The organism is Sinorhizobium fredii USDA 257, assembly GCF_000265205.3.
GTDB classification, from domain to species: Bacteria; Pseudomonadota; Alphaproteobacteria; order Rhizobiales; family Rhizobiaceae; genus Sinorhizobium; species Sinorhizobium fredii_B.
In genome coordinates this window covers 1,766,947-1,783,771 of sequence record NC_018000.1, presented here as the reverse complement: position 1 = coordinate 1,783,771, position 16,825 = coordinate 1,766,947, and the positions used below count along the sequence as shown (strand labels likewise).

The window sequence follows — 16,825 nt, the reverse complement described above, 5'->3', positions numbered from 1 at the left end:
AACCGGGACGTAAAAGTTATGCCGCTCTGCACAAGAGAATGTTGCTGTGCAGCATTTTGCGTAGTAGCGTCTACCAGAGGTCGTAAGACGGCTGCGTCGTTCGTACGGACGGGCTGCAACCATCGTGCGCGGCCGAAGCCTGCCTCAATTCACAGCTGAAGAACCATTTACAATTGCCAGTTGTCTAATTTAAAACCTCTGCCGCAAACGACAGGAGCTGGCTCGTCGGCGGGGAACCTTTCGGCGACGAACGCGCCTTCAAGTGTGCAACTGAAATCGTGGGAAGAATGGGCGCGGTACAATCAGTCCTCTGCTTCCCCAGCAAAAAAATGCCGTTCAAGTGGATTCATCGATGATGGCGAGCGCAATACCGTTCCTGAGTTTTGGCCCACGCAAACGCTCCAGTGTCAGAAGCCTGGCCTACACCTATGACGGTCTGACTGCATTCACGCCGTTCTGGGCGATGGCAGCGATCTTCAGCATTGTCGGCGATGTTTATTCACTGATTGGATACAAGGGGCCAGCGTATACGCTACTGAGCTGGTCCGTCGTCCTTCTCAGCCTCCTGCTGCTGCTTTATCCGCGGCGCACTGGATTTCTGCTGGCTCTCGTCGCCGTTTCGCTTCTGTTGTATGGGCTTCGCCTGCCGGTGGCTTCAAACAACAAAACCATCACGGCGGTGATGAACGGGGCGATCTTGCTCAGCGCCGCGGTGCTCTACCTCAAGGCCGGCGGCAGGGCGGCCATCGATCGTATGGCGCTGTACAGCCAGGTTCGTGTCGTCGCTCGAGCCCTGCTCGCGATCATGTATTTCTACGGTATCTTCCACAAGATCAACACCGACTTCCTCGATCCATCCGTCAGTTGCGCAGTTGGGCTGTACGTTCCACTCGCCCGGCCGTTCGGTCTCGAAGACAATTTGTTCGGCCGATATCTGGCGATATATGCAACCTTTATCATCGAGGCGATCGCAATCGTGGCGCTCTACTGGAAGCGTTATTTCGCGATCGGCTTCATCCTCGCGCTCGTCTTCCACTACGTCATCCCGATCTCCGCCTATTCCTGGTACATGGATTTTTCGAGCTTGGTCTTTGCACTTTACGTGCTGAGCATCCCAATGCCGGCCAGCAAACAGCTCTACGGCATTTCGGTCGCGGCTGCGAATACACTACGCGAACAGTTTGGACGGGTTGGTACCCTGATCCCCGGTGCGGCGCTGATGGTTCTTGCAGTCGCCGTCGTGATGCTCCTTGCCTTGGTGTATCCCGAGCCTACTTTCGACATGGTCGTCCACTCCGTATGGATCCTCGTCTGGTCCGTCGTCGGCGGAGTTGGGATGATTGGGCTGACTTATGTGGCGCTGCAGAACCTGCCTTGCGAGAATGTTTCGGCGCCACGCCCGCCGGCCTGGGTCTACGTGGTGCCGGGCCTGTTCTTTCTTTCCTGCCTCTCTCCCTATGTCGGTCTCAAGACCGAAAGTTCGATCAACATGTTCAGCAATCTGCACACGGAAGGTGGCGAGACCAACCACCTGCTCTTTTCCAGCCCGCCATATCTCTTCAACTACCAGAACGAGGTCGTGAAGATCATCGACTCTTCAGAGCTCTACCTCGTACAGCAATCTCGCGCCGGCAATTATCACATCCTGCACGAGATCAAGAAACAGCTCCGCTGGAAGCCGGAGGCGTGGGTCACCTACGTGAAAGATGGGGAAACTGTGACGCGCGCGACTGCAGTGACCTTGGCTGGTCAGATGCCAGGCTTGCTCGAGCGAAAGCTGCTGATCTTCAAGCTGGTCGATTTCTCGCGACCGAAGGTCTGCACGCATTGAAATCAGTCTGTGGTCGACTTCGGTGATCGGGTGCGCTGGCATGCTGGGGAGCCCGCCGCCCGCCGCTCTTATCGGGTTACCAGCCGTTGCCCACCTTGGTCGACTGGTCGAGGTCAGTGGGGATAAGCGATCGACCACGAAGCCGCAAGGTCAGTCGGCGCCCAAACTTGAGCAGCGGGTAGACCACCCGCGCCGCTGTGCGGTTTGACAGGATCGCACGGTTAAGCCGGCCGAAAAGCGACGAAGGCGAGCTGAGGATCGCCAGCAGGTTGACAGCTTCGTCGCCATGATACACGCGGTTCTCGAAGACGAAGAGCATCCCTTCGTTGAGGTCGAAGCCCTGCCTCTGGAAGCCGGCGACCCTGGGATCGCCGGAGCGTGCATCGATCAACTCGACAGGACCCACGGTCTCGCGCAATCGCATGAACCGCACGTAGTTTTGGCAGAAGATGCAATCGCCGTCGTAGACGATCATGGGGTTTTCGCGCATTTTCATTGGGCCACGGGATCAAAGCCGAGATCGGTTGGCGGTTCGGCAATGTCGCCTTGGCTGCAACGCCCATAGAACGTGCAGCCCGAAACCACCGGCAGGTTCTTCAGAGCATCGAACACGCCGACAAATGCCAGTCCCACTACACCTGCGGCGATAATCTTTTTATAGAACGCCATGTCTCGAAGCATCTCGCGTACACCCTCGTTATATGGCTCCAGTCGAGTGGGCAACAGATGCTCGATCCATTTTTCAGGTTGCAGCGCCTGCGCCCCGAAGTTGTTGCCGCTATTGTTGTGCAACGCAGCATGTACGAAGTTGGAGCGGCAATCAAGAGATTACGTCAAATCTGATCGGAGTGTAGTCCTTGTGTTCCTCCGCGGCTGGTGACAGCGTTGGCGCCGTATGAATTGCCTAGCCTGAACGCGGGGTCTGCAGTTCGCCTTGTTAAAGGCGCGAGCTTGAAAAACTGGCTCTTAAGTCCAAGCAGGTCGCAATTCGGTTCTCGATTGTCCGCAATTGGGTGGAAGGGAGCCGTTCTTCACGAGCGCCGTGCACGGCACGTTGCGAGGATGTTTCTCATTCTGTGCTCAGAAGATCGCATAATTTATCGCCGGGAACATGTCCTTGGGGTGGGGCCACCTAGGTGTTCGAGAAACATAGTCTGACAGGCAACATCGCCTATAGCTGTGACGACGCCGTCTCGCTGGTAACGCTTGTCTCGGCCGGCAACCGCATCGGCTTTGCCCCGAGAGGGGCGAAGGGTGCTGGAACTACACCGTTCGTCTCTACCGCCTGCTACAAGAGGTATTGGGTACTGAATAGAAGCTGGAAATTTCTGCAGGCTGAGACTGTCGGAAAACAACAGCAATTGGCGCTCTCTTGCCGGACTCTCGAATCCCCTTGGCCCTGAGAGAAACCAACTTCCAAGCTGCACCGGGAAGCTGTCATGCCAACTCAAGATGAGAATCTTTCGACCCTTGCGCGATCAACGGCACGGGAGACTTCCATTGCAGGTGGGAAGCGTTAAGTCGGCGCGCCACGATATCGTGGTTGAGCCACTGGACGGGGCCGGAGGGATCTGAGGACTCGCCAAAAATTAGCTGCCCGGTCGCTTCCACCACGAGAGCACTCAGCAGGTCGCTGATCATCGCCTTGCTGTCCCGGTGCATCTGCGTGATCTCGTTGGACGTGCCGATGGTCAGATCGGACTGTGCTTGGCTGTTTGCCATGGGCCACGCCGAGAAGTCGTAAAATGGACGCATGACCTCGTTGGCCTGCATATCGGTAATTTTTTGGAACACATCCTTCATTGTGAAGCCGTCTGCCAGAAGCTGTTGGCATGCCTGCCACTGGTCCTCGGCCCATTGGCCACCATTCTCTTTCTTCAAGGCGAGCAGCAGCGGTATCAGGGGAAGCTCGATACCCGTGAATACGTCGGACGAATTGGTCCGGATCTCGGGACAGTTATAGACGGTTGCCTTGACGCCCGCTGCCCAGGCTTCTTGCGCGATGCATTCGAGCCGCATCTTGGCGTAACCTTGGGTGTAGTTGGTGTAGGTCTGCCAGCGATAACTCCCGTCAATCAGGACTGCGGTTCCATGATAACCGTAGGCCGTATACCGCACCTGACCACCCGATGCCTCCACGCGCTCACGGATCCCCGCGCTGAAGTCGATAAGATGTTGAAAGGTGATTGCGGAGACTTCGTCGAAGTTCTGCAGGATGAGCTTGCCCATGTCGCTGTCGAGCAGCGCTTGCGACGACATGTGGCGGGGACCGCGTCCCTTGTAGATCCGGTTGGCGACGACCAGGAAAACCTTAGCCTTCGGGATGCCGCCGGCCATTGTATGGGCGAAGAAGACATTGCGGCCGTCGGCAATCATTCCGTCGAGAACGGCCATGACCTGCGAAAGCGAATTCGTGAACCGTGCGGTGGCGATGTCCCGGCACTGTTTGATGTAGTCCCAGTCGAGCGTGTCATGTTCCCAGCTCTCCAGCGTCATGGCTGCGAGGAGATCCGTCGGAGTGGGGCCTCCTGCCGGAGCGTCGAGATCGAAGCCAGCCATAAGAGGTATGTTGATAATTCTGCCGCCCAATCGGGCCTCGGCGGCAGAGAGTTCCTCGGCGTCCAGAGGCCGCAGTGCGTTGTTCTCGGCGCGCCGCCCGACCGTGATTCCCACGATCTCCATTCCAGCCCGCCGGGCTTCTTCGAGCAAGCCAGTCGCATATCCGCGACCGAATAGTTCGCCGAAGAGGACGAAAACATCACCTTTACGAAAGACCTTGTTTTCGGCGATGCGGTTCAATGCGACCGGATTTTCCATGCAATCACTCTTTGGTCCGTTAGTCGTCGATCGATGGCTCACACGAGCTTGGATAATCCACATGACCGTAATAACCCGTAATAGGAAGTCATTTTAAGTGACCGTTCATTTCAAAGCGTGAAGTCCCTCAAAGGATTTCTCGCTATCTGAACCGGATAAAGCAGACCTGAGACCAAACTCTTTCGCTGGTGTCGTTGGCTTCCGCTGGTCTTGGCATTGGCTTTGCGCCGGAATGGACGCTGGCTCTGCCAATCGAAATTTTCGAACTCAGGAAGGTGAGGGGATGTCGGACTGGACGTGTCGCAGGACATCACACACGTGTGCGTCATTGGCAGCGATGGCAAGATCGTTTGACAGGGAACCTGCCTTTCGACCCCGGAGGGCATTTTGGGTGCCAAAGCCAAGGCGCCGAATGCGATCCGCATAGGACTGGAGAGCGGATCGTAATCGACCTAGCATTGTCATGCGCTCAAAGCAGAAGGATTGCCGATCGTCTGTCTCGACGCGAAGCGACTAAACTGCTTTCTGCGAAAGGGCCTGCACCTTAGCTCCCAAATTTGTCAGCGTTGGCACTTTCCAGAGCTTATTACTTGCGGTGTTGTAGCCACTGTGCGGATTTGATCTCGGGAAGCTCTCGTCTTGTGCTTCGAAGATCGCATAATGCATCCCCTGGAACCTGGACGTATGCAGTACCCGAGTACCGCATAGGACAGCTGCCCGTGATAGGTGTGCCATTCAACACCGTGGGCCGGGGCCGGCATAGATCGGCCGCTTATTATTTGTGCCTCTCATGCTATATGTAGGTAAATACCTACATATAGGTGCGCCATGAGCATCACGACCCTTTCCAGCCGAGAGCTGAATCACGACGTCAGTAGCGCTAAGAAGGCAGCCAGAAACGGTCCCGTTATCATCACCGATCGCGGCAAGCCTTCTCATGTCTTAATGACCTACGACGAATTCGAGCGCTTGAGCGGCAAGCACCGCAGCCTCGTTGACGCTCTCGCCATGCCGGGCCTCTCGGCGATCGAGTTCGAGCCGCACCGCATCGAAATTAGACCCCGGGGTATGGACTTCTCTTGAGGTACCTGCTGGATACCAATGTCGTGTCCGAACTGCGCAAGATCGGTGACGGCAAAGCCGATTCCAATGTGGTAGCGTGGGTCGGAGCGGAAGATGCGGTGCGCTTCTTCATTTCGGCCATCACGATTCTTGAATTGGAGCCGGGCATGCTCGGCGTGCGGCGCCGGGACGCAGCACAGGGCGCTCGGCTGCGCGCCTGGCTTGACAGTCGTGTGCGTCCGGAATTCGCTGGCCGCATCCTGCCGATTGACGACGCGGTTGCGACACGTTGCGCGCACCTGCACATTCCGGATCGCCGCAAGGAGGCGGATGCATTGATTGCCGCGACGGCGCTGGTCCACGACATGACCGTGGTCACACGCTACACCAGGGATTTCGAAGGTACCGGCGTTGTTTTAGTCGATCCCTGGCAAAGCTGACGGCATCGCTCCTGCTTGGGTTCGAGTCCCGTCGGTCTCGAGTACAGCTGGTCGGCAATTCCGTGGCGGTGTTGGGGTCAGCGAAAGCTCAAACCAATCGCAAGACCGACTGACAGCCCCGTCGATTGCGCTCGATTGCAGGGTCGCCTGTTCGATTATCCTCAAGGCGGACATGAGCATTGTGTCCGGCCTGGAGACACTCGTCCTTTCACAAGAAGGGTTCGCCGGCGACGGCCGTTCGCTCTGGACGACCTGGCGCATGACAGCGGCTTGCCGAAGGCCCCAGCCAGCGCGACGTCGTTCTCGATCGGCCATAATGTCTCCCGCCGAAGCGAAGTGGACGAGGTCATGGAAGAGGCAGCCGGTGCCGGAGCGCGGATCGTAAAACCTGCCGAAAAGACATTCTATGGTGGATATGCCGGATATTTCACCGATCCGGACGGGCATCTGTGGGAGGTCGTGTGGAACCCGGCCGATCTGCCGCCCGAAGGTTGAGGTGATTGATCGGCCGTACGACAAGCTCGACCTCGCTTGTCCGGTGGCGGGACCCGAACGCCGTCACCTTGGTCCTGGGTATGCCTTCAATTGAAGGCTTCTTCGTCCTGCCGCACGAAGGGCTAGGTTCCTGCCCGGCTGCGGCTGGCTGTTCCTGGATATGTCGTGCGGCGACAAGCGCCGCGGGCCCAGCATGAGGATCTGCCGCGAGAAGGTCGGCGCTACAGGGAAAAAGCGCGTACAGCCACCCGTCTTAGGCTCCGATTCACGCCCTGCGCGCAGTAATGATCCACGAACGCGAGTCAAAGAGTACGCCCTCCGTGGTCATATGCGCCTCCAGCAAATCGCGCAGCCGCTCCAATGCCTGGTCGGCGGCTACCGCTCGCGCGAGTGCCTCGCCGTGCTCAACTGGAAAAATCGGATCGGCTGTGCCATGAACGACGAGAAGAGGCACTTTTATTTGGTTCAGGCGGCCCTGCCACCTCTCGCCGACCTCAAAGAGGATGCTGTGGTTGGTGGTGCTGAGATAGCCTCCGGGCCGGTCAAAATCCCGTTCGATGAAGGCGCGGGTCCCGGCTTCGTCGAACCGATGCGCCGTCCCCGCAGTCAGGCGCGCGTCCTCGACCAGGTACGTGACCGCGTCTGCCCGGTCCGACCAGTCCGCCTCCACGGACATATGTTCCATCCAAGCCTCGCCGCTGGCCGGAAGGTCGGACGTGTCCACTCCGACCGGCGAGGTGCTGATCGCCGTCAGGGAAAAGATGCGCTGCGGACTCTTTAGCGCAGCGACCTGGCCCACCATGCCGCCGAGGGAAAAGCCGACGATTTGGGCTTTCGAAATCCCGTAGCCATCGAGCACGCGGAAAATGTCATCGACGGCGTCGTCGAAGGTGTAGCCCGGCTGACCGGGGGGATACTTCGTCGAAAGACCGGAATCGCGCTGGTCATAGCGGATGACGAAACGGTCCCGCTCGGCAAGCTGATGACAGAATTCGTCTGGCCACCACAGCATGGACGCCATCCCGCCCATGATGAGAAGTAGCGGTGGATGGGTTGGATTGCCGAAGCTCTGCGTCGCGAGCTCGACCCCATCAGTGCGGATCACTAGCGCACTCATGCGAGGCCCTCGCGGCGTAGCGCCGCCTGCACCGCAGGCCGCTGTTCGATCCGTGCGATGTAATCGCCAAACGGTTGGGGCAGAGGGAACCCGAGTTGAGCCGCACCCCGTGCCAATTGGAAGAGGTAGGCATCCGCAACCGTAAAGGTCTCTCCGAAAAGGTAGCCCCGATCCAATCGGCCCGCGACGAAGCCAAACCAGTGCAATATTTGCTGGCCGGTCGGCTCCCTCACATCCTCCGGAAGCGACAAGTAGGTGGGAAAGCGCTTGTGAATCTCGGTCGCGATAAGGCTCAGCATCTCGAGCAGGCGGTACCGGCCCAGGTGACCATGCGACGCGAGCTCCGGTGCGCGATCGGCGATCCATGCCACGATCGCGACATTCTCGGTCAGCACCTCACCATCGTCGAACATAAGGGCAGGCACATATCCCGTCGGGTTGATCTCCGTGTAACGGCCGCCCCCTTCAATCTGTTTGGTCTCGAGGTCGACCTTGACCAAGTCGAACTGAATTCCAGCCTGCAGCATCGCGATATGGTCGGCCAAGCTGGTGAAACCGGGCGCTGAGTAGAGCTTCATCGATCCGACTCCTTGAGACTGATTGCAAACTGCAACTGGTCGCAAAATAGATAGATCGCTTCGACAATGCAAGCGGTTTTTGGAGGACGACGAATGGGTGACGAACACCGATCGGCTATCGATCAAACTCAGGGTGGAAGTACTCCAGGACATTTCTGCCCGCCAGCGCGGGCGCTTGTCCGGCACTGCCGCCTCGTGTGCGATGATGACGCCCGGTGAGATGTAGGCGCCGCTGAACTCGCGGACATGGGATCGCTTGGGGGGAAAGCCGAGATCCTACGCTAAGGGCGCCCGGCTCCAGGCGTGTTAAACTACTGTTCACTGACAAGCCGGCTTGGCGTGCACCGGGCGGGATGCTCTCTACTCAGCAGCTTCAGGCGGTCGCAGGCGGGGCGAGGTGGCCGGCAGGCCGGACGAGGCGCCTCGGTTTGCCTGCATCCTCGCATGCGGACGCGGGGCTGGAACTGGCACCTCCGCGCCCTCAGCCTGATCTGAGACTAGACGAGTGGGCCGTCCAGCGCTCCAGATATCCGGTCAAGGAAAGTGTTTTACTGTCTTGGGGCGAGTGTGGGCGCAACATTCTGTCCGAACCGCTTTGACTTGCCACAAAAGAAGCATCGCTCCTCAGGCACTGTACACTGGTTGAGGGCGATCTGAGCTAGTCCATTTTGAGTAGAAATGAACGGCGCGATAATTATCAGAACTGGGAGATAATGACAATGGCGCTCGAAGGTTGTATCGATAAAAAACAATTAGAGCAAAGTATTGATTCGAATAGCTAAGATGATGTACTTGGTTTCAGTAATCATTAATTTGAAGGCACAGGAACGATACGTAAATAAAGGATTCTTGGACGGCGCCACAGAACCCGAAAAACATAGTGAGTGCCAAGGAGGGATAAATGGACCGAACAAGCTCGACCTTGAGCAATATTGAAGATGGCAACAATGTACTGCCGAAGAAAAGCAAGATTGTAATGCTCGCAAAAACCGACCTGTTCGCCGAATGTCTGACACAGGCGATCAGCGCGCGTTTTCAAGATCAAGACATCGTAAGCCTTTCCGATTCCGACGGTCTTATGGACGGCAATCTTATCGACGTAAGCCTGGTGATGCTCTACCGCCTGCCGGTGGCAGTACTTCCATCGATCATGAGGACGATCCACGAGTTCTATCCGAAGGCCGCGATCGGCCTGATGGTGCAGAATGCGGACGAGTTCGACTCATCGATTGCTGGACTTGTCGACGAAGGATTGCTTCACGGCGTGCTGCCGCTGAACCTCAATCTCGACGTATGCCTCACCGCCATTGATCTCATGATGAAGGGCGGCGAGCATTTTCCCGCCGCGTTGCTTCGGCGCCTGGCGCCGAGAGAGCTCGCAGGGGACGGCGTTGTCGCGCAACAGGCGCCTTCGGAAGACATCGATATGGAACGCAAGACCGACTTTGCCCAAGGCCTCCTCAGGACGCGCGAGATCCAGATTCTCGATCTCATATCCATGGGCACGCAGAACAAGATCATCGCCGATCGTCTCGGGCTTTCCGAAAACACCGTCAAGGTGCATGTCCGCAACATCTACAAGAAGATGAACGTGCGCAACCGGACGGAGGCGGCGTCGCGCTACTTCGGAGCGACGCCGATATCGCCTCGCTCCGCACCCCGTGGCGCTGACGCACTGACCGAAGTGTCGGCATGAATGTTGTGGCGCCGAGCGGCGGCAGCGCTACGCGTCTTCTCAGTCGACCGTGAACAATAGGCGGACTTAGACGGCGAATTATCTGGGCCTGCAGCAGCCACAAGAACCGCCTGAACGTGAATTTGATGGGGGCGAGAGAGTTCTAGCCGGCGGGAGCCTGCCGATTCCGATGAAGCCGCCCCTTTGTTCCGAGATGATTGCGCCCGGGATTCCGGGATGATCGCGCCCCCTTGAGGCTGGGGTCCTGCTGGCAATGATTGTTGTCCCTCAGTGGTAATAGCGGGGACCGCGGATGTTGGCGTGGTGCGGGGTTGGTGTTTGCCAAGCAGGTCTGGGAATTCGTGGCGGATTGGGGAGGTCGAAACCTGAAAGCGCCGCCAATGTGTGGCGCCAGCCGTTTTCGAGCGAGTTCTTCAGCAACTATTAAGTTGCAACCTCGGAAGCTGCTGACATCAATTCCCCAGGATTGGGTGCCTTGAATGTTTGGAGCCCGCTCTCCAGGACTTCGGTGAAACTCCAGCGCACGATGCCCTCGCGGTCGATCAGGAACTGACCGACAAGCTGCTCCTGGTCGAAAGTCATCATCTGCTGGTCGGCTTCCGTGATTTCATACCCTTCCTTCCTGTTGAGAAACTCATCCATTTCGATCACACCCATTGGCTGGGGCAGCTCGCCCGGAAGATCGATCAAGATCGACATGACCGCATCCGCCCCGACGCCGGGCAAGCCGAAGGCCCGGTGCGAGGCCCGTACCGGGTCGGATGCAGCCAGAAGTCCGGGGATTGGGTGATAGCGGAAATAGAGTCGGGCGCGTTCGACCGGGGTGTTTACCACCGCCAGAGTTTGGACGCCTTTCTCGCGCAGGGCCGGATTGAGCTGTGCCATTGCCGCGACATGGCGCCGGCAGAACGCGCAATGCAGGCCTCGAAACAGACCGATCAACAATGGGCTCTGACCGCGAAAATCATCAAGTGCGATCTTGCCCTCGCGTGAGATCGCATCGAGCACAATGTTCGGAGCCAGGTCGCCCGGCTGCAGCGGATGGTCTAATGCGTGCGTGGACATGGACAACCTCCGGTCCCGTATCCTTCAAGAAAAAAGGCAGTCGCTCCTTGCCCATATTAATCCTCCAGACGGCCGCACTCACGCTCAAAATACCTTCAGCGCCAGCTTTCGCTTCACTCAGGTGCTGCTTCGGAGCGGTCCGTTTCCTTTCATGGCGGAGGGATCAAAAAACCCGCTTGGTCCAAACGCCGGAACTCAGGATGGAGAAGGCACCAGCTAGTCATTTTCTGAATGGTCGCAGTGCTTCTCGCGCCCTAAACACCGGCAACCGAACTTCGGAACTGATGCTCATGCATGAGCATGCTAATACCGACCGCCTCCTACAACGCCGGGTTCAGTTTCGGTTCGGACGTACGTGCCGCAGCGAAATAAACTAGAGGGAGGTCTCTGGACTTAGCTGTGCGCGAATTCAAGCAACGGCCCGATGTGATGATTGTCCGCACCCGGGCCACACTAGTTCCGGCAACCCGGTTCGCCGGGTTCGCAGACACGTCGCTGCGGCCTGCGGCGGTCATTGTCACCACCCCTGCGGTCACGATTGTCGTCGCCGCGACGGATGATGCGATCGCCATCATCGCCCCCACGCTCGAAGTTCCGCCGGTTGCGATCGCCGCCGCGGCGCAGATCACGGTCAAAGTCCGGCGGTCTGTCGACATTAGGCCTGCGGTTGGGCGCGCGATCGAAATCCGGAAGGCGATCCGGGCGATCGCCAAGCTCCCGGCGTCTTTCAGCGGGACGCCCAATATCGGGCCTCCGCTCCAATCTAGGCTCGAATTCCCGGCGCGGAGCTGGCCTTGGCTCGAATTCAGGTCTGCGGCTGGGTGGAGGTTCCGCACGGCGATCCGGGCCGCGATAGAAGTCCGGTCCGCGGCGCCAGCGATCGCGGTCGTGATAAAAGTCACGGTCGCGGTAGTGACGATCCCAATAGCTGCTGAAGCTGAAGACAACGACGGGAATACCGAGCGGGCGATAATATTGAGGACCGACATAAACGCGGCGCTGTTGATAAAGCGCCTGGATATATCGGCCGTGCACCCAGCCACGGCCGTCATAGAACTCCACGTCGCACCACGGCACGTCGGCAAGACAACCGTAGATCTCAACGGATTCGCCGGCCGGAATCACGGTGATCGCCGGATATGCTGTGCTTGGGCCGGCGCGCATATTGACGTTTGCCGTCGCGAAGCCTTCTGCCGCCTGAGCGATCGCCGGAGCAAGCAAGAGCATACCGGTCGCGGCAATTTTCAAAAGGGTGCGTTTCACGTTTTCAACTCCCTGGGAGGAAGGCGTCATGCCACGTCCGGTGTTTGATTTTACTCCGGCTTTTTCCGGTTCCCGGGCATAGTTGAAGCGCCTGCCAGCCTTTGTTGGGCAGCCACCATCGTCTTATCTTTCAATGATTTATAGCGCGTTTTGCATGAACGCAGCTTGAACGGAAGAATCTGGGCTCTAGGCCTTGAAAGTGCCGGGGGTGGATCTTCTTCATTTGCTCGTGCCTATGAGATCGGTTTGGTCCTGCGCATCACAGCCTCCATCTCGGGCACCTTCAACGAGCCACGCGTCGCGAGAAGATACGCAGCTAGGTAGGTCAACTTCTGCCTTGCTTCGCGGTTGTCACCAGGCACGAACTGCACGATCCTCAGTCGGGCCTCTTCCTTTTCTCTCGTCACATCGAGCAGTGCCTTTGAGTAGACCAGGCTGTCACGCCGCCGGCAGCTTTACGCCGATGCCATTCGCGAACGGCCTCCGCGGCCGCCGATTGCGCCGCTATATTATGCCGATCCATCCTCGCATCCAAAGGAGCCGCAGCTTCCAGGCAAATCAGCCGAAGTATCTTTTCGCTGCCTCGCGCGTTTACCAGCACCAGCTGAACACCCGGGGTTCTGCATGCGGCTTTATCAATGCGATGTGAGCGGATTGCCGCTCTATTTCGACAACCATTTTAGCGTAGGCGCGAACAACGCACCTGTCGGATTCGTCGCCGACACGCTGACGCTACACACTCTGACCAACGCGGGCGAAGGCCTCTGGCGGATCACATCGCGGCCTGACAAGCTTTGGAAGTTCTGCGCCAACGCACCGATCGATGGTAGCAACTGGCTTGTCGATGCTGACGATCCAAACCCGCTCGCCATTCCCGCCCGCTATAACCGCCTCATCCCGAACACCGACACGCCGCAGGGTCTCGCGCGATTCCAGAAAATCGGCGCCGCTCAACGTCATCTCTTTTACTCGATCCTGCGCTTTGCCATTCCCTGTCCTGATCGGGCTACCGATCCCGACGGTGGGCTCGTTTTCGACTTCCTGGAAGATGCCGTTGACGATTTTGGCCATCGGGTCCCCGCGGTGACCGGACACGAGGATGGCCTCATAAGCCTTCGCGCCGCTGAGGCGGACGATGTGGTGCGCGAGACCGTCCGCGTCTCGATGGGAGAGCCTTACCGCACTCTGCTCGGCCACTTCAGGCATGAAATAGGTCACTTCTTCTTTCAGCAACTCGTCGAAGGCAGCGACATGCTCTCCGGGGCGCGCCAGCTGTTTGGCGACGAACGTCAGGACTACGACGCGGCGCTTCAGAAGAATTATAGCGAAGGACCCCCTGTTGATTGGCAACAGCGCTTCATCTCGAGCTATGCGAGCTGCCATCCGGCCGAAGATTTCGCGGAGTGCTGGGCGCATTTCTTCCACATCGTCGATACGCTGGAATCGGCCCGCGCGTTCGGCCTTTCGATCGAACCGTTCCGGCATCATGATCTCGACGCAGAGGTAAAGTTCGATCCGTACCGCGCCGAAAGTGCCCAGCAGTTAGTCGGCGCGTGGGTGCCGATTAGTTTGGCGCTGAACACGTTCCAGCGCTCAATGGGACAGGGCGACATCTATCCATTCGTCCTGCCGCCGCCCGTGGTAGAGAAGCTGGAGTTCATCAACAGGGTGATCAAAGCGGCACGAGAAGGCAAGCTAGGCCGGACGAACCGCTTCCACCTAGCTTCGTCCTCGTCTTCGGCCGATCGGTCTACAGCAAAATAGTTCATGGGGAACATCCTTCGAGTTCGTCAATTGCTGACGATAAGGTGCTCGAACGGGCTCGCTCTGCCTATGTGGCGTCGGCAGACGGAAGTTAATTGCGAACGCTCGTGGTTTTGCACGGGATGTCGACTTGAGGTGCGTCGTCGCTGGCACCTTAAACATGCGAAAGCGGTTACCTCGGCTGCCTGCGGCGCGAGCATTTATCTCGGCTTTCCCGCCTGGCGTTCGGAGGCTAGTTTCGCCTGGTAAAGTATGGAGGCCGACATGGGAGCGAATAAATTTGCCGGAGTTGTGAAACGAGCGCTTGTGGTCGGAATCTTGCAGCTTGGCTCTATTGGCTTCGCTCTCGCCGAGACGACGATCCTCAACGTCTCCTATGACTCGACTCGGAAACTCTACAAGGAATTCAATGCCGCTTTCGCTGAAAAATGGGAGGCGGATAGCGGCGAGACGGTGACGATCGATATGTCACACGGCGGCTCGGGCAAACAAGCGCGATTGGTGATCGATGGGCTCGAAGCCGATGTGGTGACGCTGGCGCTCGAAGCCGACATCGACGCGATTGCGCAGGCGACCGGCAAGATCCCGGTCGATTGGAGAAGACGACTGGAAAACGACAGCGCCCCCTACACGTCGACGATCATCTTCCTGGTGCGCAAGGGCAATCCAAAGGGCATCAAGGACTGGGGTGACCTGACCAAGGAAGGCATTCAGGTGATCACCCCGAACCCGAAGACCTCGGGCGGCGCCCGCTGGAACTTCCTCGCCGCCTGGGCCTGGGCACGGGGTGCTAACAATGGCGACGAGGCCAAGGCGCAGGAATATGTGGCGCGACTCTTCGAGCATGTTCTGGTTCTCGACACCGGCGCGTGGGGGGCGATGACCACCTTCGTCCAGCGCGGCCTTGGCGACGTGCTGCTCGCCTGGGAGAATGAGGCCCATCTCGCCCTCGAGGAACTCGGCCCCGATGAGTTTGAGATCGTCACGCCGTCAATTTCGATCAAAGCCGAACCGTCCGTGGCCCTCATCGACGGTAATGTCGACAGCAAAGGAACGCGGAAGGTGGCCGAAGCCTATCTCGACTATTTGTACAGCGACGTCGGCCAGAAGATCGTCGCCAAGCACTATTACCGGCCGTTCAAGCCGGAACTGGCGGATCCCAAGGACACGGCCCGCTTCGCCGATCTCAAACTTGTCACCATTGACGAATTCGGCGGTTGGAAGGAAGCTCAGCCGAAATTCTTCGGCGCTGGCGGGAGTTTCGACCGGATCTATACGCCGGGCCGATAGCCTTGATGTGCTTGGCAGCCGAGCAAGCTTCGCTCCAGCGACAAGTTTGCTGCCAGCCGCCGCCTTTGAAAGGTGCAGGCATCCATGGAAGTCAGCATCCAGAACCTACGCAAGGAGTTCGGCCGTTTCCCAGCGCTCGTCGATGTCTCGCTCGATATCCGCTCCGGCGAGTTGATCGCGCTGCTCGCCCCGTCCGCCTCGGCCAAGACGACGCTGCTCCGGCTCATCGCCGGTCTCGAAAGCCCGACCGACGGCGTCACCCACGACCAGGAAGAAGCGCTGGAGCTTGCGGACCGCGTCGTCGTCATGAGCAAGGGCGCGATCGAGCAGGTCGGCACGCCCGACGAGAACTACGATCACCCGGTCTCGCCCTTCGTCTATGGTTTTATCGGCCATCTGGTTTAAAAACCTGGCTATCGGCCTGCGCTCAAACGAGTCGGATGGTCCGGCAACCCTCTATTTCCGCCCGCACGACGTCGAGCTCATGGAGGGGTGCGCTGGTTGTCTCGCCGGTCGCATCACGGCGAGCCGTCGCGTCGCTGGCACCCGCCACCTCGAATTGGACCTTGGAAGGATACAGCCGTCGATCGAGATTGAGTTGCCGCCCGAGCGCACGTCCTCGGCCGACCGCACCCGCATCGCGTTCCGACCCACGAAGTGGAAGCTGTTTCGCGGGGAGTAGCCTGTGAAGGCACGGTGGCACTTGGACTTCCCGTGTTCGGATAATGTCGCCATCTTTTCCTGCAGGCAGGTGACCTGAACGGCACATGATCATGGGCCAGGCGCCACCCTGCGCCAGCAACGAATTCCCGGCAATTGCTTCTCAGACGCGGAAATGCCCTTCCCCGTGAAAGCTTCGCCCACGTGACCAGGAGTGAAGAATCACTTATCCTCAGGAACGAAGTGGATGGGTTGGCGGTTCTGCATACGGCCTTTCAGGAGGTCCGAAAATGAAAGAAGTGCCATGGGGCATTGCGCTGTCGGTGACGCTGCAAAACGGCATGAAGCGACAGTTCTGCGGCCCTTACGACGCGCTTGATTTCCTCGAGAACGAATGGCCGATGCATGGCGGGCAGCAGGCCCGAGCCGTGCGAGCCTGTCGCGCCGCTTTGCATCACCCACAGTATTCTGATTGGGCAAAAAATTCCTTCATAGCCGCATGCATTGAAGCGTCATTCGCATGCAGCGACGTCTTGGGACGCGCCAAGCCGCCCCGGCCGGATCTTACATCAGCCTCACGTCGACTGGGCGCTGGTTTGATAAAGCGGTAACGCCCATTAATCGAGGTAGTGTCGCCCGGTAAGCGACCGGCATAATTATCGCAAGTCGGATCCCTGACCCACTCCGTCGGTACCCAATTGCGCTGCAGCGTGGGCGTGCCGGCCTACTGGCGCAAGGTTGTCAGAT

At 58.5% G+C, this 16,825-nt stretch carries 14 protein-coding genes and 2 pseudogenes; 9 read left to right on the top strand and 7 right to left on the bottom strand.

All coding sequences use genetic code 11. From position 1 onward, the window contains the following. Positions 1–352: 352 nt before the first annotated feature. Entirely contained in the window at positions 353–1,831 is a 1,479-nt protein-coding gene (locus USDA257_RS08205) for a hypothetical protein (protein ID WP_014762452.1), read from the top strand. Positions 1,832–1,907: 76 nt separating this feature from the next. Here the strand turns inward: USDA257_RS08205 and USDA257_RS08200 are convergent, their stop codons facing one another. From USDA257_RS08200 to USDA257_RS08195, 3 genes are all read right to left on the bottom strand, one after another. Further along, positions 1,908–2,306, bottom strand: coding sequence for a DCC1-like thiol-disulfide oxidoreductase family protein (locus USDA257_RS08200; RefSeq protein ID WP_196777088.1), 399 nt, complete (start codon positions 2,304–2,306; stop codon positions 1,908–1,910). A gap of 17 nt (positions 2,307–2,323) precedes the next feature. After that, the gene (locus USDA257_RS35920; RefSeq protein ID WP_014762450.1) at positions 2,324–2,623 is read right to left on the bottom strand and encodes a hypothetical protein; all 300 of its coding nucleotides are present in this window, start codon (positions 2,621–2,623) and stop codon (positions 2,324–2,326) included. A gap of 645 nt (positions 2,624–3,268) precedes the next feature. Further along, positions 3,269–4,648 carry an enoyl ACP reductase FabMG family protein gene (locus USDA257_RS08195; RefSeq protein ID WP_041414002.1) on the bottom strand — a complete coding sequence of 460 codons (1,380 nt, stop codon included), beginning with the start codon at positions 4,646–4,648 and terminating at the stop codon, positions 3,269–3,271. 828 nt (positions 4,649–5,476) lie between these two features. Here USDA257_RS08195 and USDA257_RS08190 point away from each other — a divergent pair. From USDA257_RS08190 to USDA257_RS38285, 3 genes and pseudogenes are all read left to right on the top strand, one after another. Beyond that, the gene (locus USDA257_RS08190) at positions 5,477–5,731 is read left to right on the top strand and encodes a type II toxin-antitoxin system Phd/YefM family antitoxin (protein ID WP_014762448.1); all 255 of its coding nucleotides are present in this window, start codon (positions 5,477–5,479) and stop codon (positions 5,729–5,731) included. Beyond that, positions 5,728–6,150 (top strand): type II toxin-antitoxin system VapC family toxin, encoded by a 423-nt coding sequence (locus USDA257_RS08185; RefSeq protein ID WP_014762447.1) that lies wholly within the window; start codon positions 5,728–5,730, stop codon positions 6,148–6,150. The genes USDA257_RS08190 and USDA257_RS08185 overlap by 4 nt, the downstream gene beginning before the upstream one ends. A gap of 246 nt (positions 6,151–6,396) precedes the next feature. Then, positions 6,397–6,645, top strand: a pseudogene (locus tag USDA257_RS38285) (VOC family protein); the annotation flags it as partial. 265 nt (positions 6,646–6,910) lie between these two features. On the opposite strand, the gene USDA257_RS08175 reads toward USDA257_RS38285, so the two are convergent. Continuing rightward, the gene (locus USDA257_RS08175) at positions 6,911–7,762 is read right to left on the bottom strand and encodes an alpha/beta fold hydrolase (protein WP_014762445.1); all 852 of its coding nucleotides are present in this window, start codon (positions 7,760–7,762) and stop codon (positions 6,911–6,913) included. Next, positions 7,759–8,340 carry a glutathione S-transferase N-terminal domain-containing protein gene (locus tag USDA257_RS08170; protein WP_014762444.1) on the bottom strand — a complete coding sequence of 194 codons (582 nt, stop codon included), beginning with the start codon at positions 8,338–8,340 and terminating at the stop codon, positions 7,759–7,761. The genes USDA257_RS08175 and USDA257_RS08170 overlap by 4 nt, the downstream gene beginning before the upstream one ends. 901 nt (positions 8,341–9,241) lie before the next feature. On the opposite strand from USDA257_RS08170, the gene USDA257_RS08165 reads away from it, so the two are divergent. Continuing rightward, the gene (locus USDA257_RS08165) at positions 9,242–10,036 is read left to right on the top strand and encodes a helix-turn-helix transcriptional regulator (RefSeq protein ID WP_014762442.1); all 795 of its coding nucleotides are present in this window, start codon (positions 9,242–9,244) and stop codon (positions 10,034–10,036) included. Positions 10,037–10,459: 423 nt separating this feature from the next. Here the strand turns inward: USDA257_RS08165 and USDA257_RS08160 are convergent, their stop codons facing one another. Both USDA257_RS08160 and USDA257_RS08155 read right to left on the bottom strand, forming a co-directional pair. After that, a complete protein-coding gene (locus tag USDA257_RS08160) occupies positions 10,460–11,101 on the bottom strand; it encodes a peroxiredoxin-like family protein (RefSeq protein ID WP_014762440.1) in 642 nt (213 codons plus the stop codon). A gap of 453 nt (positions 11,102–11,554) precedes the next feature. Further along, on the bottom strand, positions 11,555–12,364 hold the full coding sequence (locus USDA257_RS08155) for an SH3 domain-containing protein (protein WP_014762439.1): 810 nt from the start codon (positions 12,362–12,364) through the stop codon (positions 11,555–11,557). A gap of 624 nt (positions 12,365–12,988) precedes the next feature. Here USDA257_RS08155 and USDA257_RS08145 point away from each other — a divergent pair. The 4 genes and pseudogenes from USDA257_RS08145 to USDA257_RS33670 all read left to right on the top strand — a co-directional run bounded on the left by USDA257_RS08145 (position 12,989) and on the right by USDA257_RS33670 (position 16,689). Continuing rightward, entirely contained in the window at positions 12,989–14,128 is a 1,140-nt protein-coding gene (locus tag USDA257_RS08145) for a zinc-binding metallopeptidase family protein (RefSeq protein ID WP_014762437.1), read from the top strand. Positions 14,129–14,392: 264 nt separating this feature from the next. Then, the gene (locus tag USDA257_RS08140; protein ID WP_014762436.1) at positions 14,393–15,418 is read left to right on the top strand and encodes a sulfate ABC transporter substrate-binding protein; all 1,026 of its coding nucleotides are present in this window, start codon (positions 14,393–14,395) and stop codon (positions 15,416–15,418) included. Positions 15,419–15,502: 84 nt separating this feature from the next. Next, positions 15,503–16,100, top strand: a pseudogene (locus USDA257_RS08135) (TOBE-like domain-containing protein). Positions 16,101–16,368: 268 nt separating this feature from the next. Beyond that, entirely contained in the window at positions 16,369–16,689 is a 321-nt protein-coding gene (locus tag USDA257_RS33670) for a DUF982 domain-containing protein (protein ID WP_080605543.1), read from the top strand. Positions 16,690–16,825 lie beyond the last annotated feature (136 nt).

What these genes read in the sequence shown, in the direction of transcription:
- USDA257_RS08175 (WP_014762445.1), bottom strand. Translation starts at nt 7,762, where the DNA reads ATGAGTGCGCTAGTGATCCGCACTGATGGGGTCGAGCTCGCGACGCAG.
- USDA257_RS08170 (WP_014762444.1), bottom strand. Translation starts at nt 8,340, where the DNA reads ATGAAGCTCTACTCAGCGCCCGGTTTCACCAGCTTGGCCGACCATATC.
- USDA257_RS08160 (WP_014762440.1), bottom strand. Translation starts at nt 11,101, where the DNA reads ATGTCCACGCACGCATTAGACCATCCGCTGCAGCCGGGCGACCTGGCT.
- USDA257_RS08165 (WP_014762442.1), top strand. Translation starts at nt 9,242, where the DNA reads ATGGACCGAACAAGCTCGACCTTGAGCAATATTGAAGATGGCAACAAT.
- USDA257_RS08195 (WP_041414002.1), bottom strand. Translation starts at nt 4,648, where the DNA reads ATGGAAAATCCGGTCGCATTGAACCGCATCGCCGAAAACAAGGTCTTT.
- USDA257_RS08190 (WP_014762448.1), top strand. Translation starts at nt 5,477, where the DNA reads ATGAGCATCACGACCCTTTCCAGCCGAGAGCTGAATCACGACGTCAGT.
- USDA257_RS08145 (WP_014762437.1), top strand. Translation starts at nt 12,989, where the DNA reads ATGCGGCTTTATCAATGCGATGTGAGCGGATTGCCGCTCTATTTCGAC.
- USDA257_RS08200 (WP_196777088.1), bottom strand. Translation starts at nt 2,306, where the DNA reads ATGATCGTCTACGACGGCGATTGCATCTTCTGCCAAAACTACGTGCGG.
- USDA257_RS33670 (WP_080605543.1), top strand. Translation starts at nt 16,369, where the DNA reads ATGAAAGAAGTGCCATGGGGCATTGCGCTGTCGGTGACGCTGCAAAAC.
- USDA257_RS08140 (WP_014762436.1), top strand. Translation starts at nt 14,393, where the DNA reads ATGGGAGCGAATAAATTTGCCGGAGTTGTGAAACGAGCGCTTGTGGTC.
- USDA257_RS08205 (WP_014762452.1), top strand. Translation starts at nt 353, where the DNA reads ATGATGGCGAGCGCAATACCGTTCCTGAGTTTTGGCCCACGCAAACGC.